The organism is Desulfopila aestuarii DSM 18488 (assembly GCF_900143695.1).
GTDB lineage: Bacteria > Desulfobacterota > Desulfobulbia > Desulfobulbales > Desulfocapsaceae > Desulfopila > Desulfopila aestuarii.
The window spans coordinates 17532-38219 of record NZ_FRFE01000034.1; the positions used below are offsets into that span (position 1 = coordinate 17532).

17 protein-coding genes, 1 pseudogene and 1 riboswitch are annotated in these 20688 nt (G+C 50.2%); of the genes and pseudogenes, 5 read left to right on the forward strand and 13 right to left on the reverse strand.

Annotation, left to right across the window (positions count from 1 at the left end; all coding sequences use genetic code 11):
• Positions 1 to 17: 17 nt before the first annotated feature.
• The 9 genes from BUF15_RS22125 to BUF15_RS22170 form a co-directional block, all read right to left on the reverse strand.
• On the reverse strand, positions 18 to 998 hold the full coding sequence (locus tag BUF15_RS22125) for an inorganic phosphate transporter (RefSeq protein WP_073615896.1): 981 nt from the start codon (positions 996 to 998) through the stop codon (positions 18 to 20).
• 82 nt (positions 999 to 1080) lie between these two features.
• On the reverse strand, positions 1081 to 1725 hold the full coding sequence (locus BUF15_RS22130) for a DUF47 domain-containing protein (protein WP_073615897.1): 645 nt from the start codon (positions 1723 to 1725) through the stop codon (positions 1081 to 1083).
• A 306-nt stretch (positions 1726 to 2031) separates the two neighbouring features.
• Positions 2032 to 2427 carry a response regulator gene (locus BUF15_RS22140; protein ID WP_159441354.1) on the reverse strand — a complete coding sequence of 132 codons (396 nt, stop codon included), beginning with the start codon at positions 2425 to 2427 and terminating at the stop codon, positions 2032 to 2034.
• A gap of 139 nt (positions 2428 to 2566) precedes the next feature.
• The gene (locus BUF15_RS22145; protein ID WP_073615900.1) at positions 2567 to 4048 is read right to left on the reverse strand and encodes an SLC13 family permease; all 1482 of its coding nucleotides are present in this window, start codon (positions 4046 to 4048) and stop codon (positions 2567 to 2569) included.
• An 11-nt stretch (positions 4049 to 4059) separates the two neighbouring features.
• The gene (locus BUF15_RS22150; protein WP_073615901.1) at positions 4060 to 4599 is read right to left on the reverse strand and encodes a CBS domain-containing protein; all 540 of its coding nucleotides are present in this window, start codon (positions 4597 to 4599) and stop codon (positions 4060 to 4062) included.
• Between the two features lie 88 nt (positions 4600 to 4687).
• Positions 4688 to 5128, reverse strand: a complete 441-nt coding sequence (locus BUF15_RS22155) for a response regulator (RefSeq protein WP_073615902.1) — start codon at positions 5126 to 5128, stop codon at positions 4688 to 4690.
• Positions 5129 to 5235: 107 nt separating this feature from the next.
• Positions 5236 to 6522 (reverse strand): sodium:proton antiporter NhaD, encoded by a 1287-nt coding sequence (nhaD, locus tag BUF15_RS22160; protein WP_073615903.1) that lies wholly within the window; start codon positions 6520 to 6522, stop codon positions 5236 to 5238.
• 99 nt (positions 6523 to 6621) lie between these two features.
• The gene (locus tag BUF15_RS22165) at positions 6622 to 8487 is read right to left on the reverse strand and encodes a sensor histidine kinase (protein WP_073615904.1); all 1866 of its coding nucleotides are present in this window, start codon (positions 8485 to 8487) and stop codon (positions 6622 to 6624) included.
• Positions 8488 to 8674: 187 nt separating this feature from the next.
• On the reverse strand, positions 8675 to 9046 hold the full coding sequence (locus BUF15_RS22170; RefSeq protein WP_073615905.1) for an AAA-type ATPase lid domain-containing protein: 372 nt from the start codon (positions 9044 to 9046) through the stop codon (positions 8675 to 8677).
• A gap of 33 nt (positions 9047 to 9079) precedes the next feature.
• Between BUF15_RS22170 and BUF15_RS27540 the strand changes: the two genes are divergently transcribed.
• Both BUF15_RS27540 and BUF15_RS27885 read left to right on the forward strand, forming a co-directional pair.
• A complete protein-coding gene (locus BUF15_RS27540; RefSeq protein ID WP_073615906.1) occupies positions 9080 to 9448 on the forward strand; it encodes an efflux RND transporter permease subunit in 369 nt (122 codons plus the stop codon).
• A gap of 139 nt (positions 9449 to 9587) precedes the next feature.
• A pseudogene (locus BUF15_RS27885) lies at positions 9588 to 10156 on the forward strand (efflux RND transporter permease subunit).
• Between the two features lie 388 nt (positions 10157 to 10544).
• Here BUF15_RS27885 and BUF15_RS22190 read toward each other — a convergent pair.
• From BUF15_RS22190 to BUF15_RS27555, 4 genes are all read right to left on the reverse strand, one after another.
• Positions 10545 to 11834 carry a TRAP transporter large permease gene (locus tag BUF15_RS22190; protein ID WP_073615908.1) on the reverse strand — a complete coding sequence of 430 codons (1290 nt, stop codon included), beginning with the start codon at positions 11832 to 11834 and terminating at the stop codon, positions 10545 to 10547.
• A gap of 2 nt (positions 11835 to 11836) precedes the next feature.
• On the reverse strand, positions 11837 to 12346 hold the full coding sequence (locus BUF15_RS22195) for a TRAP transporter small permease (protein ID WP_073615909.1): 510 nt from the start codon (positions 12344 to 12346) through the stop codon (positions 11837 to 11839).
• 530 nt (positions 12347 to 12876) lie between these two features.
• Entirely contained in the window at positions 12877 to 14820 is a 1944-nt protein-coding gene (locus BUF15_RS22200; RefSeq protein WP_200802453.1) for a potassium transporter Kup, read from the reverse strand.
• A 45-nt stretch (positions 14821 to 14865) separates the two neighbouring features.
• Positions 14866 to 15007: riboswitch (cyclic di-AMP (ydaO/yuaA leader) on the reverse strand.
• A 464-nt stretch (positions 15008 to 15471) separates the two neighbouring features.
• Positions 15472 to 15795 (reverse strand): hypothetical protein, encoded by a 324-nt coding sequence (locus BUF15_RS27555; protein WP_084554373.1) that lies wholly within the window; start codon positions 15793 to 15795, stop codon positions 15472 to 15474.
• Positions 15796 to 15818: 23 nt separating this feature from the next.
• On the opposite strand from BUF15_RS27555, the gene BUF15_RS27560 reads away from it, so the two are divergent.
• The 3 genes from BUF15_RS27560 to BUF15_RS22215 all read left to right on the forward strand — a co-directional run bounded on the left by BUF15_RS27560 (position 15819) and on the right by BUF15_RS22215 (position 20542).
• Positions 15819 to 16013 carry a hypothetical protein gene (locus BUF15_RS27560; RefSeq protein ID WP_084554375.1) on the forward strand — a complete coding sequence of 65 codons (195 nt, stop codon included), beginning with the start codon at positions 15819 to 15821 and terminating at the stop codon, positions 16011 to 16013.
• 288 nt (positions 16014 to 16301) lie between these two features.
• The gene (locus BUF15_RS22210; protein WP_073615910.1) at positions 16302 to 17432 is read left to right on the forward strand and encodes an efflux RND transporter periplasmic adaptor subunit; all 1131 of its coding nucleotides are present in this window, start codon (positions 16302 to 16304) and stop codon (positions 17430 to 17432) included.
• A 2-nt stretch (positions 17433 to 17434) separates the two neighbouring features.
• Positions 17435 to 20542 (forward strand): efflux RND transporter permease subunit, encoded by a 3108-nt coding sequence (locus BUF15_RS22215; protein WP_073615911.1) that lies wholly within the window; start codon positions 17435 to 17437, stop codon positions 20540 to 20542.
• Positions 20543 to 20688: the final 146 nt, after the last annotated feature.

The following is a 20688-nucleotide window of genomic DNA, read 5'->3' on the forward strand; positions in this document are numbered from 1 at the left end:
TCTCACTTGAATACGTTTTAGAGGGGAAGGATACGATAAATGACAATGGCGAGGAGCATACATATAGGGATGGTAAAGACCCACGCCATGACGATATTACCGACAATTCCCCATTTCACGGCATGTACCCCTTTCGTGCTGCCGACACCCATGATCGAGGTGGAGATGATATGCGTGGTGCTGACAGGAATGCCAAAATGAGAAGCCCCGAGAATGACAATTGCCGCTGTGGTTTCTGCGGCGAATCCGTGTACCGGTTTCAGTTTGATCATTTTACTGCCCATTGTGCGGATGATCCGCCAGCCGCCGGCCATGGTTCCAAAGCCCATGGTCAGAGCGCATAAAAGGATAACCCATAAAGGTACCTCGAAAGAGGGTAAGACATTGAAACTGACCAGTGCCAGAGTGATAATCCCCATGGTTTTCTGAGCGTCATTGGTGCCGTGACTCAAGGCCATAATTCCTGACGAAACAAGCTGCAGTTTTTTAAAATGACGGTTGACCGCACTTGGATTGGCTTTTGAGAACAGCCAGAGAATTGCTACCATGAAACAAAACCCGATGCCAAATCCAAGGATCGGTGAGGTTATCATCGGGATCAACACCTTCTGACAAACGCCCTGAATTTGAACGACCTCCAGGCCGGATTTTGATATTCCTGCGCCAATTAAGCCGCCAATAAGGGCATGGGACGAACTGGATGGGATGCCGTAGTACCAGGTGATAAGATTCCAGGTGATCGCTGCCAGTAAGGCGCAAAGAATCACCCCCTGGGTTACACTGGCGGTTTCAACAATACCTTTGCCTATTGTGCTAGCTACATGGGTACCGAAAAACGCTCCAGCCATGTTCAATACACCTGCATACAGTATTGCCGCTCTTGCTGTCAGTACCTTTGTGGAAACTACAGTGGCGATCGCGTTGGCAGAATCATGGAAACCGTTTATATATTCGAAAACAAGTGCGGTGAAAATTACAAAGACCAGTGTAATGACCATGTAATATCTTCCTTATTAAGCTGGTTGTTGCTCTATCATCAAATCTTGATTCAGGTTGCAGCCGAAAGTGCATCGCCTGCTGTCAATTGTGTTTCAGGACAACACTCATGATAAGGTCGGAGATTATTGAGCATCGATCGACGGCATTTTCGATTCCTTTGTAAATATCTCGTAATTTCAGAACATAAATCGCATCATATTTTCCCGAAAACAATTCTTCGGTGGCACTGGCGAGAATCTCATCGCCTCTGTTTTCAATCTCCTTGATCCGGCGACTAATCTGGGTGACCTCTTCCAGTGAGGAAGCTTTTCTAAAGGTATTTATGATGTTAAGCAACTCTTCCGTTGATCTGATCAGGATCTCTGCTTGATTTTTCACAATGTCGTTATAGGAATCGATATTGTAGCTGCGTAGGTTACTGCAGGCTTTTAGGATTGACTTGGTACATTTGTAAAGAGAAGTAGAGATAAGCTGGATATCTTCCCTATCAATGGGCGTGATGAACGACGAGTTAAGAAGGGTCAAGCTTCCTTCAAGGGCTTCTACCGCTCTTTTTTTATAGGATCCGGTGTGTATCAGGCAGGTGTCACGCTCCTTAGGATCTGAATGAACTATCTGGTAAAACAACTGGGCAGACAGTTCACATACCTGTGCTGCTTCCTCAAAAAATGTGTAGAATCGGTTTTCCGCGGGCGGAAGTATTTTAGCGAGAAATTGAGAGATCATCGTATTGCTCCTTGAGGCAAAAGAAGCCTGGAAAATGGGGTGTGTTTTGGGAAAAATCGGCCGGGTGGCCACTAAAGGAGTTTTTCACAGAGAAAGGAACGTGCTTCGAGGGTCGAAATTGCTCGGCTCCGAAGAGACAATCAGGCCGGCCATACTCGTCATCATGGCAAGAGACCTGCAATTGACTCCCGAAAAGATCCACATGCAGACAATACTACATTTGCATTTTTTTGCTTATTCAGAGTTCATCCTGTCATGATTATTTCCTTGCTCAGGATACTATTCCATACTTTTAGCAAACAAATACTACCTAAAAGTATGGCTCCTTTCTTTCAACGCCCGCATTCGATTTTCAAAGGCGCCGGTAATGGTGTCCAGAAAGTGATTAAGGTCAATTGGTTTCATAAGGTAATCGAAGGCCCCCAGCTGCATGCAGGCGATAACCATGTCAAAAGAACCATTTCCGGTTACCAGGATTACTTCGATTGTTGAATCAAGGACTTTGATCTGACGAAAGACATCAAGACCACTGATATCCGGCATCTGCAGATCAAGGACCAGGACATCTGGCTGAAATTTCCGGACATACTCCAAAGCCTGAGCAGCGGAGCAGGCACTGTCGGCTTCTATCTTTCGCCGCCTCAGGTGGTTCGTCAGCACAGAGGCAAACCCCTTCTCATTATCCACGACCAGTACCTTCATTTGCCTCTTTTTACTCAATCGCTCCCTCATATGACTTAAATAAACCTTGAAAACTCAAGGTCTGCTTTATAGAGAACAAAGGCGAGAGCAGTAGTGACTGGAAAAATTTCCAGTCACTGCTGTATTGCCGAAAAGCTGTTTATTTTGCCAACATGATCGGCAGCCCCATGAGGGGCCAGACAACTGTTACCATCACCCAGACAACAAACATCAGTACGACGCTAGCCATGATGCCGTAACGGAAGAACTCACCGGCGGTGAATTGCTTCGAGCCATAGGCGATGGCATTCGGCGCAGCCCCGATCAGTAGGAAGAACGGCATACCGGCAGTCGCCAGTGAGGCAAAGAAAATAACCTCGCCAGCTACACCGAGATAGGGAGCAATAACCAAGGCTACCGGCAAGGAGATGGCAATCGCGGCAACGTTCATGATGAAATTGGTCATGACCATGACAAAGAAGGCTATACCGAGAATAAAGACCACGCCTGAGGCTTCTTTGAAAAGCGCCAGCCAGTTGACCGCCAGCCATTCGGCGGCATGGGTCTGCCAAAGACAGAAACCAATGGACATCGCGCCGCCAAAGAGCAGGATGATATTCCAGGGAATATCTTCAAGATCCTCAATCTTCAGGATATTCAAGATGAAGAATAATAGTGTTGAAGACAACAGAATTGCCGTCTTATCAATGGTTTTCAGGGCGGGAACCCAGTTTTTTGCAGCAATTAGGATAATGACTGAGAGAACGATTACAAGAGTCATAATCTCGTTTCTACTCCAGCCGCCCAGTTCGGTATACATTCGCTTGGCCCGTTCCTTCAATCCGGGAATGATTGCCTTTTCCGGTTTGCAGAAGATCATCATCATACCCCATATCAGCATCATCATTATCCAGCCCAGGGGAAGAAGATATAAGGTCAATTCAAAAAAACTGATTTCCTTGCCGGTCATTTCCTTAAAGAATGCGATAGCGACTGCCGCACGTGCTGAACCGAGCAGGGTGATGATACTACCTGCGCCGGCGACATACGCCATACCGATAAAGAGGCCCTTACCGAACTTGGTTGGCTGGTCGCTGTCGGAATACAATGCGTTGATCGCCATCAATAAAGGGAACATGGTGGCCGCTACCGCAGTATGGGCCATCAGATGGGTCAGAGCCACAGTCATGACGAAACAACCCAGGTAGATCATGCTGGTCCGCTCACCGACAATGGAAAGCATCTTATAGGCCATCCGCTTGGTGAGACCGCTCTTGGTAAAAACGAGACCGATGACGATCGAACCGAAAATAAAGAGGACTGAGGGATCCATGAAATCTTTGAAGGCCACCTCAGGCTTTCTGATAAGGAACAGCGCCTGAATGACGCCGATAGCGATACCAGTGACGCCGATTGGTAGAACTTCGAAGATCCACCAGGTGGCAGCAAGGGCAAAGAGCGCGAGGGCGCCCTTACCCTGAACAGAAAGTGTAAAGTGTTTGCCCATCGGATCAATGGCGTCCGGCCAGGGCGGAGCGAAATAAATAATGCTGAACAGGGCGACGCCCAGAAACAGAAAGAAGACTCTTTTCCAGTCAAACGGGGCCTTGACCTCCGCAGTGGCGACATAGGTTGATGACATGTTTCTTCCCTCTATTTGCTGTTCATCGAAATAAGTTTATCCCCAAGGGCCCCGAAGACCTCTGAGAGCTTGATCACACCCACCAGTTTGCCATCCTTCTCGACCGGCAACATCGTCTCCCTGCAGATGACCATGACTGACATGGCATGAATAAGGTCTGCGCCGGCGGGCAAGAGCCGGATTCCCTTCTCGATGACCTTGGTCAGAGGAGAGTTGAGATGATTGACGCCCTCTCTGATCATCACCCCGTTCAACAAGGTTGTCAGGTCACTGTACTCTGCAGTCCTGCCTTCGAAACTTTTGATATCATCGGTATCAAACAACGTGGAAAAAAGGACCTTCAGTATCCCCTGCTGGGTAACCCGGCCGATCAAGCCGCCATTGTCATCCACCACCATCAGTTCATTGAATCCACAAGGACCGCGGCTGCCGATCGGGCAGAATGATCGCAACTGATGAATTGCCTCCTGCACCGTGCCGCTCTCCTTCAGACAGGGAAAGGCGGAAAGGGGGAGCATGATGTCGCCTACAGTCTGATTTTCAATACTCACAAGTCTTCTCCTTCTCGTAATGAGCCACATTGGCCTCTATACTTGTTACATTCAGCTATCAATGAAACCGTCCGAAGGTATAGATTTTTTACCAGCCTTTGGTATGAAGGATCTTCTCGATCTCCTTGACGCTCTTAGACTCCAGAACCAGCATTCGCTTATCCTTGGCCTCGCTGATCTTTTCCAAGAGTTCGGAAATGTTGACCGGTTTCTGCAGGAAGTCCTCCGCCCCAAGTTTCATCGCTTCGATACCGGTCCTGATCGAACCCTGGCCGGTGAGTATGATGATCTCGGCCTCCGGCTGCCTGGTCTTGATTCGCTTCAGGGTCTCCAGCCCGTCGATGCCGGGCATCGACAGATCGAGGACGATAAGGTCATATCCCTCCTTATCGGCAGCGGCCACCGCCTCCTCACCGCTGGTGGCGGTACTGACCTTCAACCCTCGGGCCTCCAGACGTTCCGCCAGTGTCTCCAGGAAATCGACCTCATCATCCACCAGCAGTACCTTGGCCTTCAATTCTTCTGTCATAGTACTTGTCCTCACATTTTGAATTATCTTTTAAAGCCTCCCCACGAGCCATATCATGTTTTCACTCCATGTATCACGGAAGGGGCTCCTCAGGTTTGTCTTGCCAATCATCCGTGCATCAGTTTGAACTGAATTATATAGACCGCGATTCCGGCGAAATAGCCAAGTGCGGCAAGCCCACCGATTCGTCTCGCGTACCAGAAGAAGTGGATTTTTTCGAGACCCATAGCGGCCACACCTGCGGCCGAACCGATAATCAGGATTGAGCCGCCGGTACCGGCGCAGTAGGCCATGAACTCCCAGAGAAAACTGTCAGTCGGGTAGGTGGCCAAATCATACATACCCATGGAAGCGGCAACCAGGGGTACGTTATCAACCACAGCACTGGCCAGACCGATCAGGGTGACGATGATATCCTGACGGCCTACCGTCTTTTCGAGCCACTGGGCGAGTGAGCTAAGGATGTGGGTGTGTTCCAGGGTAGCAACAGCAAGTAGGATACCGATGAAGAAGACGATACAGCTCATATCGATGCGTTTAAGAGCAGCGACCAGGGTCAAGTGTTCTTTAAACTCGTCCGTTTTTTTGCGATGCAGCTTTTCACCGACAAACCAGAGGATGCCGAGACCAAAGAGGATCCCCATGAAAGGAGGAAGATGGGTGATGGACTTGAAAATCGGCACAGCCACCAGACAGCTGAGGCCCAAGACAAACATCAGATTCTGTTCAAAGAGAGTCGTCTTGATATCATTTCCATTATTAATCGCTTTAGGGCTGATGACCTCTTTCCCACGCAAGACAAAGGTTAAAAGAGTCAGCGGGACAATAAGGCAGGCCAGCGAAGGCAGGAAAACCCCCTTCATAATACTAAGGGTCGTGATCTGACCGCCGATCCAAAGCATGGTGGTCGTGACGTCGCCGATCGGCGTCCAGGCTCCCCCGGCATTGGCGGCAATAACGATGATGCCGGCAAAAAACAGGCGGTCTTCATGGCGATCCAGCAACTTCTTCATCAGTGAAATCATGACAATGGTGGTGGTTAGATTATCGAGGATGGAACTGAGAAAGAAACTGACGAAACCAACCAGCCAGAGGAGGGAAGTCAGTTTTTTTGTCTTGATGCGTGAGGTGATGACCCTGAAACCGTTATGGGCATCGACTACCTCAACAATCGTCATCGCACCCATCAGAAAGAAGACGATTTGGGCCGTAGCCGCTACGGATTCTGTCAGGTTTTCAGAAACCAGATGATGATCGCCACTCATGAGGGCATAGATTGTCCATAATAAACCAGCGCCCATAAGCGCCGAAGCCGATTTATTTACCCCTATAGGGTGCTCAAGGGCAATGCAGGCATAGGCGAGAACGAAGATTACTACCAGGGTAATTAACATGATTTCTCCTTTTTTGTTTTACAGGTGCCTATATATTTAAAATTACTTGTTAAAACAGAGCACACTTTTTTGTCTCAGACCAGTACATCCCCTTAATCTTCAAATGGTCGTCCGCCGCCTCTCTCCCCGCTCAGCAACAGGTACCGTGAAGGTAAAGACGCTGCCTTTTCCCTGATCAGACTCAACCCAGATTGTCCCGCCATGGGCCCGAACAATCTCTTTGCAGATGGCCAGCCCGAGACCTGTCCTGCCGATTTCCTGCGTATTAACCCGGACAAATTTCTGAAAAATTCTGGTCTGGTATTCAGGGGGAATTCCCGTCCCATCATCCTGTACTGAGATATGGATATGATTACTGACCCTTTCTGCCGAGAGCCTGATATGGCCACCTTCTTCGACATACCGCAGCGCATTGGAAACAAGATTGGAGAGGACCCAGACAATTTTATTGGTATCGGCTTGGACGAGAGGCAGATTTTCGACATTATCCACGGTCAGGCTGACCTCTTTCATGCTGACCTGTCCTTTGAAAATACCCCGGGCATGCTCAAACAGTGTGGCGACCGGAACATATTCAAATTCCAGCTCTATTCTTCCTGTCTCGATTTTGGAGAGATCCAGGAGATCATGAACCATAATCTTCATGCGATGGACTTCATCATGGGCTGCCTGAAGAAGATCCATTTCTTTCTCAGGCAAAAACTGCGAAGCATGCTCCAGGAGCAGATCAATACTCATGCTGATACTGGTGAGCGGGGTTCGTAATTCATGTGATGCCGCCATGACGAATTCGCTCTTCAATCGTTCCAATTCCCTCAACTGAGTAATATCCTTGAGAAGTAGCACAACACCGGTAATATTATGGTCTCTCCTGCCTATAGCGGTGGCAGAGAAAAGGAAATGGCGGGTTTCATTTCCGCATGGCAATGTAATAATCCGACGGTCATCCGAGATCTCAGGTTGACTCCCTTCCTGTATGGTTTGCGTTACTATTTCACAGACATTACGTACAGGTAGTATTTGTTCACAGTACATGGACTCGGGGTCAGCTGATCCCACATTGAGGATTCGCCGACCGGCCGGATTAATACCTGTCACCTTCCGCTGCGTGTCGAATACGACCAGACCGTCTTCAATACTGGCCAGAATCGCATCTGCCTTGTTTCTCTCCGCCACAATCCGGTCGACGTTCATCAGATGGTAGCGACGGAGCTGAGCAGTCATCTGGTTGAATTCACCGGCGAGTTCTCCCAACTCATCCCGTGTTTCGACGGAAAGCTGAACAGAAAATTCTCCAGCTGAAATCTTTTTGGCGGCCTCAACAAAACGCCGCAGAGGCAGGACGAGTCTTTCGGCAAAAAACAGACTGAAAAAGAAGGCGATAATCGAAGCGAGCGAGGCAACAATTACGGTAGACCATATCGCCCACTTGGCAATTTCCCTCTCGTTTTCACTGACGGAATACATGGTCTCTTCATTCATGGTCCGCAGTTCCAGGCAGGTGGCCTTTACTTTGCTGTATACCGGCAGGATGGATTCCTTATAGGTCTTCAGAGTGAGTGGAAGCACATCTCGATTGATTCTGATCCCATTCGATAACTCTGAGAATATGCTTCTATATTCGCTATAATTGACCTCAATATCGTGAACAACTTCTGACTCCCCCTGAACGGCGATGCTATCCTTCGAGCGACCAAGCCATTCAAGGAAAAGCGTCTCATTTTCACTGTACTGGGCAATGCCTTTGTCAACGTCCCCCATAAGCATGAGCAAGATACCGCTGTCTTGCCGGCCAAGGGCATCAACCATATTCTCAACTGCCAGGATACTTTGATAATAGTCACGGAGAATCTCATCCGTTGTCTTGGCCAGTGACCAAAGATGAAAGATCGCTAACGTCACCACGAGCCCCATCAGGGAAAAGGCCACGCCATAACCGATCAGTATTTTCTTTTTCAGGTTCATACAACAGACCTCGAGCCAGCCACACCTTGAAGGAATTGATTATGCTGCTATTGCAAAAGGAGTGCCACTTGCTAGCACACTGAAAATACTCAATATATTAAAAGCATATCGAATATTAAATTGAAATTTGAAAGTAGAAGTTATGGCAATCTTGCATTCTGCAAGATGATGTGTGATGGGGATTGGCTCAGATTCCGTAGCTTTTTCTTCGTCGCCACAGGGTGGCCTGGTCTATGCCGAGAATGTCGGCGGCCTCCTGAATCGAAGAAGTTTTCTGGAGAATCTTTCTGATATGAGATTCTTCGAGGGTGGAGAGGATGACGGGATAGCCACTCCCTGGAGAACTGATTGAGGGGACAATGCTCTCCGGCAGATCAATACCTAGTATATGCTCAGCATTTCCGAGAATGACAGCCCGTTCAATAGCATTTCGCAGTTCACAGACCTTACCGCGCCAGGAATAGGTGAGAAGAGTCTGTTCAGCTGAAGCATCAAAGCCAATGATGTTTGTATTGTTGGAAAGACAGAAAAACCTGCAAAAAACATCGTCGATTGCCATGATATCTTTCTACCTTACCCGCAGTGGAAGGACATGGACACTTATGAAATTGATCCAATAAAACGATACTCCCGAAACCGTCCTTCGGCCACTCGCTTTAACTCTTTCACCATGCCGATCAAGGGCAGAATCGACATGCTGGCTACCGGCATCCGCACCCCGGTCGGCATCAAGGTCATGGGCCCGGAACTGGCTGAGGTGGAGAGGATCGGCCTGGAACCTGAAAACTATCTCAGGGATATTCCCGGCACCAGAAGCGTCTATGCAGAACGAGTCACCACCGGCTATTTCCTATACTTCTCGGTGCATCACGACGCCATCGCCCGGTATGGCCTCACGGTTGAAAGCGTCAACGAGGTGATCCAGACCTCCACCGCCGTTGGTCAAGGTGCCGCTGGGTGAGTTGGCTGACATCCAGATAGTGAGGGGACCAACGGCGATCAAGAGCGAGGAAGGGCTACTTGCCTCCTAGGTCTTTATCGATTTTTCCGGCCGTGACATCGGTGGCTACGTCAAAGAGGCCAAAGCCAAGGTGGAAGGCATGTCATCAATCCCCCATGGCTACCACCTGGAGTGGAGCGGCGAATATGATTACATGGTGCGGACAGCTGAGCGGCTCAAGCTTGTGATCCCCTTAACCCTGCTCATCATCTTCGTGCTCATCTATCTTAACACCCAGTCGGTGACAAAGACGCTGATCGTGCTGTTGCCGTACCGTTCTCGCTGGTCGGCTCCTTCTGGTTGCTGCATCTGCTCGGCTACAATCTCAGCATCGCGGTATGGGTGGGGATCATCGCTCTGGCCGGGCTTGACGCCGAAACGGGAGTGGCAATGCTCCTCGATATGGCCTATGAGAAATGGCGGCGGGAAGGTAGGCTGCGCTCGATCGCAGACCTCCGGGAAGCCATCATGTTCGGGGCAGTCAAACGGATTCGCCCCAAAATAGTGACCGTCAGCGTCATTCTCGCAGGTCTCATTCCGATCATGTTCAGCACCGGCGCCGGCTCCGACGTGATGAAACGCATCGCCGCGCCGATGATTGGCGGTGTCGTCACCTCCACCCTACTCGAGTTGTTCATTTACCCAGCGATTTTGATTACCTGGAAGTAGCGGTATCTACCAAAAGCAGAATAGTTTAAAACTGCCAGAATAAACCTCTGGATTCCCAACTTTGATCCATTGTTGCAAGAGATACTGCCTAAACGACCCTAAGGGGCATAACTGTATCTGGTCCTATTTCCCCGTTCATACATGATGTTACCCAATTACAGACCGTTTTTGTCTTACACTGGGATTGGAGGGTTTCTAGGGATTGCTCCCTAGAAACCCTCCCCTACTCGAAACCTCATTTCTCAGCTTAAAAATTCGAACATACCATTGAAGGTTCGAAACTGGACTGACCGCTTCAGCCCTGCACAAAAAGGAACCATTGACTACCAAAACAATGGAACAGCAGCTTTCGCACTTAGGGGCTTGTTCAAATTCTTCGCGCCAGCTCTCAATTGCCATAGACCATCCGTGGCAGCATCAATACCAGATCCGGCCAGTAGGTGAGGATCAGCAGGATCGCGGTCTGGATAGCCAAAAACGGCATGACGGCTTTTGTCACATAGATGAGGTTGCGGTCCACTACCGCGCCGGAGATATAGAGGCTCACCCCGAGTGGCGGTGTGCAGTAGCCGATACCGAGATTTATGGTCATCAGCAGACCGAAATGCATGGTGTCTACCCCAAATTTTGCCAGCAGCGGCAGAAATATCGGGGTCAGAATCAGGGTCGCGGAGATGATGTCCATGAACATGCCGATGATCAGCATCAGGATATTCACCGCCAGCAGAAAGACCCAGGGTGAGCTGATATTCTCTACTACCACCGAAGCGATCTTGCTGGGGATTTGCTCAAAGGTAAGGTACTCTCCTAAAACTGAGGCGCCTGCGACAATGGCCAGCAGGGTGGACGAGGTGACCGCCGAGGAGACGACCACCTTCTTGACGTCCCGCAGATTCATGTCCTTATGAATGCAGATCTCAACAAAAAAGGCATAAAAACAGGCTACAACCGAAGCTTCGTTTGCCGTGAACAGCCCGGAATAGATGCCTCCGAAAATAAGTATTGGCAGAAACAGGGCCCAAGCACTGTCCTTGACCACATGCAGAACCTCAGCCCGTGTGGGTATCGGGCGTCTGGCCATTCCCATCTTCCGGCAGAAATAATAGGCGTAAACGCTCATCGCAGCCATGATCATGATGCCGGGGATGAAGCCGGTGAGAAACAGGGCCTCCAACTGGTCATTGGTGACCATCGCATAGAGGATCATCGATATGGAAGGCGGGATGATAATGCCGAGGATAGGGGCGGTGGTCATCAGGCCCACCGAGAATTTCTCGTCATACTTATTTTCAATCAGGGCCGGGATCATGAAGCCGCCGATCGCAACCACGGTGGCCACGGTGGAACCGGAGATAGCACCAAAAAAACCGCAGGCCAGAACGCCGGCCATGGCCAGGCCGCCTGGCAGGAAACCCACCATGATATTGGCAGTATTTATAAGCTTTTTAACGATCGAGCCGGTGGTCATGATGTTGCCGCAAAGCACGAAAAACATCACCACCACCAAGGCAAACTTGTCTATGGAGCGGTACAGCACTTCGATGACGATCTGGGGATCGATGCCGATCCCGTAGATGAGGCCGACCGTACCGGTGAAAAAAAGGGCAATGAACACCGGCATGGTTGAGGCAAGACAGCCAAGCAACAGAGCGAGAATCATAACGTACGAGGTATCCATTTTTATTTCCCTCCTGTTATATCGTTGTTGCCAGTCCATTCTTCATACATGGTGATCAAGGTACGAAAGAACATCATCAACCCCATCAGAGGCAGGACCGCATAAAAGCACCATTCAGGGATCTGTAGTGTCGGGGTTAGGGCGTATTGATCCTGATACATCATGATCGTCATCTGCCCGCCCACATATACCATGCAGGCGGCAAATAGCAGTACCGCAAGGTGGGCAAGCTGGGAGAGCGGTTTCTGCAATACCGGAAACATCTGCGGCAGAGCGTCGATGCGGATCAGTGAGCGGCTCCGGATAGCGGCGACGCAGCCGATATAGGTGGAAAAGTAGATGACCTTGCGCACCACCTCGTCAGACCAGTAGAGGCTGTACTCATTGGTGGTCTTACGCAGGATGACGTTAACCATGGCGGTCAACAGGGCAACGCAGGTCGCGGAAAAAAGCGACCATTCCTCCACGACCAAAAAGATCCGGTCGATCGACTTGAACGTCTTTTTCAACATAGTTCATGTACCATTGTTAGGGAGAAATCAGAGATGCGACCAACCAACCTATAAGGGATCTTTCGCAGCAGGGGGAACTGCGTCGACAAAAAAAGGTTGGTGAGTTTCCTCACCAACCTCGAAAAGTGTGACAACTCCACTCCGTTCGTCGTTCAGCCGAAATGCTGCAGTTCACGAATGCTGGGTGTTGTCGGCCAGCACCTGCCGTCAAAAGTGGTGCTGGCTTGCACCGGGCTGCCATTGCTTCGGCCCGGTGCGGATATATACATGGTTCAGCTCGTAGTTAACACATGTTGCCAGTAACGGGGCAAGGTAATCAGGACCAATCCAATTTTTCCAACTGCTCAGCACCGGCTCCGATTGTTTCTTTATTTCGACGATATCGGTGCCGGTGAGTGGGTAGATCTGCCTGCATTCGTCCAGGGTTTGGCAGGAAGATTCTCATGCTGAACGCAGCTCATGCTAGATGATTATTAACCTTTTTGCCTTATAAAGTATAGAAAATTCACCGGAAAGCAGGAATTAAATAATCAGATTTCCACCTGATTCCCCAGCTCGACAACCCGTTCAGGTGGCAGGCCGAAGAAAGATGTGGCGTTCCATGCGTTGCGGGACATAAACATGAAGAGATGTTTTCGCCACTGGGCCATGGGGGCTGTGCCTGTTGCAAAAGTCGTTTCCCGGCCAAGAAAAAAAGACGTGGTGTAGATATCTATTGTCAATCCTGTCTTGTCGACTTGGTCCAGCACATCCATAATGTTTGGTGTCTCCATGAAACCATAATGAGCTGTTATCCTGTAAAAACCCTGGCCGAGATGCTCGACATTTACCCTATCTGCCAGGCTGACAGTGGGAGTTTCCGCCGAAAGCACCGAGAGAAGCAGAACCCGCTCGTGCAGTGCTTCATTGTGTTTCAGGTGATGCAGCAAGGTGTGGGGGATGCCTTCAGGGGATATAGACATGAAAACAGCAGTGCCGGTAGTACGCTGAGGGCTGTACTCTGCCAGATCCTTGAGGAAAACCTCTGTCGGCATTCGCATCAGGCTGTAATGCTTTGCCAGCAGGGCTCTGCCATCTCGCCAGGTGATCATGCCGGTGGCGATAATGGTGGCGATGCAGATGGTGATCCAGCCCCCGTCGGCCACTTTCAGGATATTTGCCCCGAGAAAGGCGCTGTCGAAAAACAGGAATACCGCCAGCAGAAGACTGCTCTGCCAGAGAGGCCAGTTCCATTTATAGCGAGTTATTTGAAAATAGAGCAGGGAGGTAATGGTCATCGTGCCGGTTACGGCAAAACCGTAGGCAGCGGCAAGTCTGCTGGATTCTTGAAACGCCAGCACCAGAGTCAGGGTGGCGAGCATCACCAGCCAGTTGACGGTCGGCATATATATCTGGCCCCTGGCATGTTCGGAGGTGTGGACGATACGCATGCGAGGGGCGAAACCGAGCTGAATAGCCTGCTGGGTGAGCGAGTAGACACCGGAAATCATGGCCTGGGAGGCGATAATCGTCGAGATGGTGGCCAGACCGACCAGTGGATACAGCAGTGCTTTAGGCGCCAGCGCATAGAAAGGATTGACGTTGGCCATGCCCGGGTCGTGCAGCAGCAGGGCACACTGGCCGAAGTAATTCAGTACCAGTCCCGGGAGAACAACGCCATACCAGGTGAGACGAATGGGAAAGGGGCCGAAATGACCCATATCGGCATAGAGGGCCTCGCAACCGGTGATACAGAGAACCACCGAGGCCAGCGCAACTATGCCATGGCCATGATTTATCGCGAAAAATTCATAGGCGTAGAGTGGATTCAGGGCGGCCAAAATATCCGGCTGCCGGAGAATGGCCCTGAGGCCAAGCATGCCGATCGTTGAGAACCAGACGATCATCACAGGTCCGAACAGCCTCCCGATAAAAGCGGTGCCGTATCGCTGGACCGAAAACAGGGTGATGAGGATCAGACAGGTGATCGGCACCACATAGGGTGCTGCAGCATCGGTGGCCATGTTCAGGCCCTCAATCGCCGACAGAACCGAGATGGCAGGGGTGATAACCCCGTCGCCATAGAGCAGCGAGGCCCCCGAGGCGGTCAGGATGGTGAGGATGGCCCATCGTCGTCTGCTGCTTCTCATCTTGCCTCGGAGAGTGGCGAGAAGGGAGAAGGTGCCGCCTTCACCTCTATTGTCTGCGCGCAAGACAAAGATCACATATTTGATGCTCACCACAAAAATCAGCGACCAGAAGACCATGGACATGATTCCGGTGACGTTGGCCGGAGTTGCCTCCATCCCATGCTTGCCGGAAAAGCATTCTTTGATGGTATACAGGGGGCTAGTGCCGATATCTCCGTAAATTATTCCCAGTGCAGCAAGGGCAAGGCCTGGCGTGGCGAGTGTATTCGCCGGTGAAGAGGGTGAGACGGATGGAATTGGGGCATTCGGGGTGCCATTCCCAAGGGACTGGCGGGCGGTGGACATGGTGCGTCTCCAGAGCAAGACTATGGAAAGCCTCTACACTGGAGAGTGCTTTCCCTTCGGTGCTTACGAGGTTAGCTGACGGGCTCGGGCCGAAGAGTTTGCCCTACGCCGGTATTCCGGCGATACGCCCCTACAAATTGGTTTCCCCGCTCCCGTCCACCCAGACGGAACTCAGCATTCTGCAGCGAACATCGGTATGTTCCTAGTCGGGAACAAATCATCGAGAAGCCTACAGTAAGGGATCATTTACCACATGATCTGTGAAAAAAAAATAGAGAAAATTGGAATTGCACGTATTGCAGCACTCCACCCGTAGCCCTGCCGTCGGTCTTTTCATAACCTGATTTTTAACAAAATCTTTTGTTCTTCAGGTTTATTTTTCTCTATCGGCAATTATCCCAAAAACGTTCTTTCCTTGAGAGAAGGGGTGCTGAAGAAAAGTAATAAGTAATAACAAAGGAGACTTCTTTTTCAATGTCGTACACATGTACTTAAACCATTTAAAAACATAAAATCTATGCCGGCTTTTAAAAAACCGTCGTTTAATCTTTCTACTGTTATGTTGCTCCAAACGGGCGAGGAACGGCCCTCACCCGTTGATGCACGCCTATCAATAAAGTTTCTAGATTCATCGAATGGTTTCCGTGTCATTTACCTTCCCAAGATACCGGTGGGTGGTTGAAGGTTCGCATGCCGCAGAATGACTTTGCTGACGATCTCAATGCGAGTGCCAGATCTGGAAACGGAAACATAAGTCGCTGGATGAGGGCGGAGATCATGTGGACGAAGTTCCATATTAACCAGTGTGCCTGCTTTTCTCACCATCGACCAGGCGTCGACATAGGAAATAGGAAAGATCCGGTCACTGTTGTCGATATCCTTGGCTTTTGTGTAGTCGGTTAACCTTACCAATTTTTTCCGTGAATCATAAACCACCTCACCTGTTCGACCACTTCTAGGGTTCTGGATGGGCAAGCTTCGCTCCTGGATCTCTGACGGTGTCAGAGATTAAGAACTTCGCCGACCCGCATGCCTCCTCTGGCCATTTGTTCCAGCATGATCCGGTTCCGAGGGTTTATGGTTCAGAAAATGATCTCATCGACAGTCTCTTTGTCGACAATATTCCACTGGATGGCTTGAGGGCGTTTGAAGATCTTTCTTATGACAGAACCGTTGCAGGGATTGTTGAGTGAAGGCAGACTCGTGTTGATGATGAAGTTGTAGAAAGATACAAGTACGGAGTATCTGTTCCTCTTCGTGGCTTGCTGGTTGTTTGTTGCTAGAGTTCATAGGAATTTAAGAAATTAACTGACGATCAACTTCGGACAATCGGCTGAATCAGGCTGGTTTTTCGACAATCTAAATGAGTAAAACAGCCGGTTGAATTGACTTCACCCTGCTCGCCATTATCTTAGGTGTTATTGCCTTGACCTGATTTTGATAAATATCTGAAAAGTTTGATTTTCGAGGGAATCGATGTCATGAAAAAAGCGATTTTCCTGACCATTCTGGGTCTCGTAGTACTCGTTGGCACTTTAGCTGGCATCAAGGCCCTACAGATCCGGGCAATGATCGATCAGGGGAAAACGTTTGTGGCCCCGCCGGAAATAGTGACCGCCGCTTCAGTTACCGCCAGGTCCTGGGAGACATTGCTCACCGCGGTTGGTTCTCTGGAGGCGGTGCAGGGTGTCACTATAACTGCCGAGGTTACAGGTAAGGTTGTCGATATCGCTTTTGAATCCGGGGCCTGGGTCACAGTTGGGGACCTGTTGGTCCAGCAGGACATTTCCGTTGAAGAGGCTCAGCTCCGTTCAGCCGAGTCAGTGGCCGATCTCGCCCGTATCGATTTCAAACGATCTCAAAAGCTCTTAGCGAAAAATGTTATTCCCCAGTCTGATATCGACAGCGCCAAAGCCCAGCTGACCCAGGCCCTGGCCCAGGCCGACAATATTCGCGCCGTTATTGCCAAGAAAACCATCCGCGCCCCCTTTTCCGGCCGACTGGGAATTCGTCAGATAAATCTTGGTCAGGTTATAAATGACGGCCAGGCTATCGTCAGCCTTCAGTCGATGGATCCTATCTATGTCAACTTTCTCCTGCCCCAGCAGCTACTGTCCAAGATCAGCACCGGCCTCCTGGTCCGGGTAACCTTTGATGCTCTTCCAGATCAGGTACTTACCTGTACCATTACCGCTATCAGCCCGGAAGTGGATACCGCAACACGCAATGTTCGTGTACAGGCGACTCTTGCTAACCCTGATGAAAAAGTGCGCGCAGGTATGTATGTCAATGTCGCTGTGGTCCTGCCTGCTAAGAAGGAAGTAGTGACAATCCCGGCCACTGCCGTACTCTATGCGCCGTACAGTGACTCGGTTTTTGTTATCGAAGACAAGAAGGATGATAAGGGTTCAGTTGCTGGAAAGGTTGTACGCCAGCAGTTTGTTCGTCTTGGAGAAAAGCGAGGCGATTTTGTTGTAGTTCTCTCAGGGATAAAGACCACAGAGAGCGTGGTAAGCACTGGGGCTTTCAAGCTCCGCAATGGCCAGGAGGTAAAGATTGATAATACCCTTGCTCCTCAATTCGAACTCGCCCCGAAGCCTGACGAGAATTAGCCATGAAATTCACCGATATTTTTATTCGCAAGCCTGTCCTGGCCCTTGTTATCAGCTTTTTGATCATCATTGCCGGCCTGCAGGCCATTCGCTCTCTGAATGTACGTCAGTATCCCCGTAGTGACAATGCGGTAGTGACTGTTACTACAGCCTATGTGGGAGCCAGTGCAGACCTGGTACGTGGGTTCATAACCAGCCCCATGGAGCGTGCCATTGCCGCCGCAGACGGTATTGACTATCTGGAGTCCCAAAGTGTCCAAGGATTATCAACCATCAATGCCCGCCTGAGAATCAACTACGACCCAATCAAGGCTCTCTCCGAGATCAGTTCGAAAGTCGACCAGGTGCGTGGTGACCTTCCACCGGAGGCTGAGGTACCGGTCATCAACGTTGAATCGGCCGACAGCCAGTTTGCCTCGGCCTATCTGAGCTTTACCGCGGATGTCCTCAAGCAGAATGAAATAACCGACTACCTGGTGCGAGTTGTACAGCCACGGCTGTCTGCTCTCGACGGTGTTCAACGGGCTGATATCCTTGGTGCAAGGACTTTTGCTATGCGTGTGTGGCTCAAGCCCGACCGGATGGCGGCTTATAATATCAGTCCTGTACAGATACGTGAGGCCCTCGCCGCAAATAATTTCTTAGCTGCCGTGGGCAGTACCAAAGGTTCGCTGATTCAGGTCAATCTGACCACCAACACCGATCTGCAGTCGGTCGAGGAATTCAAGCGATTGGTGATTCGGGAACAGAAAGGAGCTTTCATACGCCTGGAGGATGTTGCTGATGTGGTGTTGGGTGCCGAAAATTACGACGCGGAGGTGCGTTTTTCCGGTCAAACGGCTGTCTTTATGGGTATCTGGCCATTGCCGAACGCAAATTCCCTTGATGTGATTAAACGTGTGCGGGGTGAGATGGATGCTATATCCAAGCAGCTGCCCAATGGCCTGGAAGGCCGTATCGCCTATGACGGGACTGCCTATATCGACAACGCGATTCAAGAGGTGGTAAAGACGCTGAGCGAAACCCTTATTATTGTTATTATAATTATTTTTATGTTTTTGGGGTCAATGCGGGCGGCCATTATTCCGGTCATCGTCATTCCCATGTCTCTCATCGGAGCGATATTCCTCATGCAGGTATTCGGGTTTACCATTAACCTGCTTACTCTGCTGGCAGTAGTACTCTCTGTAGGTCTGGTGGTCGATGACGCCATCGTCGTTGTGGAAAACGTCGAGCGTCACCTCAGTACAGGACAATCGCCCATGCAGGCAGCCATTCTCGGTGCCCGTGAACTGGTGAGCCCATTGATTTCCATGACCATCACCCTGGCAGCTGTCTATGCACCGATCGGTCTGCAGGGCGGTCTGACAGGCTCACTCTTTCGGGAATTCGCATTTACCCTGGCAGGAGCAGTGACGATTTCCGGTATAGTTGCCCTTACCCTTTCGCCCATGATGGCCTCACGGCTGCTCAAGGCTGGCATGACCGAGCGTGGTTTTGCCGGAAAAATTGAACGTGATTTTAAGAAAATCCGCAATCTGTACAGTAAAATACTCAGTAAAACTCTTAATGCCAGACCCGCTGTCTATCTGGTCTGGCTTTTTGTGAGCCTCTGTACCGTTCCAATGTTTACCATGTCGGCGAAAGAACTGGCACCCGTCGAGGATCAGGGCGTTATCTTTGGAATTCTCGATGCAGCCGCAAACTCCACTCTCGACCAGACAAGTCATTATGCAGCCGCTGTTAATTCAGCTTTTCTGAGTGTGCCGGAAACACAGTTTGTCTTCCAGATAACGTTCCCTTCATCCGGGTTCGGCGGGATGGTGGTCAAACCTTGGCAGCAGCGTGAGCGCAATATTTTTCAGATCATGCCGGAAGTTCAGCAGAAACTGCATGGCATTACCGGAATTCGCATGTTCCCGGTTACGCCGCCAGCCTTGCCGGGAGGCGGGCAGTTCCCGGTGGAGTTCGTTTTGGCGTCTACGGCCGAGCCGGAACAAATTCTCGGTTTTGCCCAACAAATCCAGTTTGCCGCCATGAAAAGCGGGATGTTTGCCTTTCCGCCCATTATCGATGTCAAGATCGATCAGCCCCAATCGGAATTAGTCATTGACCGTGACAAAGTAGCCGACCTGGGGCTTAACCTGCAGCAGGTCGGTGTTGATCTCGCTTCCATGGTTGGTGGCAACTTTGTCAACCGCTTCAACATTGGCGGCCGCAGCTACAAGGTTATCCCACAGATCCAACGTATGGATCGACTCAATGCTGATCAACTGGGCAACATATATGTCACCGGAAGAAATGACCAGCTGGTATCTCTCAGTACTATCGCCACCATTAAGGACAGCACTGTACCACGCTCTTTAAACCGATTTCAGCAACTCAATGCGGTAAAGATCAGCGGGGTAGCCATACGACCTCTGGACGAAGCTTTGCGCTTTCTGGAAGGTGAAGCAAAAAAGATTCTGCCTAAAGGATATGTAATTGACTACACAGGAGAATCGCGGCAGTTGCGTACAGAGGGCAACAAATTTGTTCAGGCCTTCGGTCTGGCGGTGGTTCTAATTTTCCTGGTGCTGGCCGCACAGTTTAACAGTTTCCGCGATCCCTTCGTTATTCTGGCAGGTTCAGTACCGCTGGCAATGTTCGGTGCCATGATTTTTACCTTTCTGAAGATACCTGACCCTAGCGTGCCATTCTGGACCCATGGGTGGACTACCACCATGAATATCTATTCCCAGGTTGGCTTGGTGACTCTGGTTGGTTTAGTCTCAAAAAACGGAATTCTCATCGTTGAGTTTGCGAACAAACTCCAGATGCAGGGAATAGCCAAACAAGAGGCTGTCCACCAAGCTGCCGTAACCAGGCTGCGGCCAATCCTGATGACCACCGGCGCAACCATCGCCGGTCACTTTCCATTAACCCTGGTCACTGGTGCCGGTGCGGCGGCCCGGAACTCGATAGGCCTGGTGCTGGTAGGGGGAATGGCGATTGGCACGCTCTTTACATTGTTTGTGATACCTTCCATCTATATGCTAGTCGCTAAAAATCACGCCAAACACCAACAGATTGTAGAGGAAATCGAAACACCGAACACTGCCAACGCTTGAGCATTGTAATGACATGAAGATCTGAACCCGTCTAACGGGAAGAGAGGCGGGAGAGTGATTCACACGACTTCAAGCCTCATAATTGGCTTTGCTTTTTATACAGTTTGGACTCTGGGGAAAGTGTTTTTGATACCATTAAGGCGGGA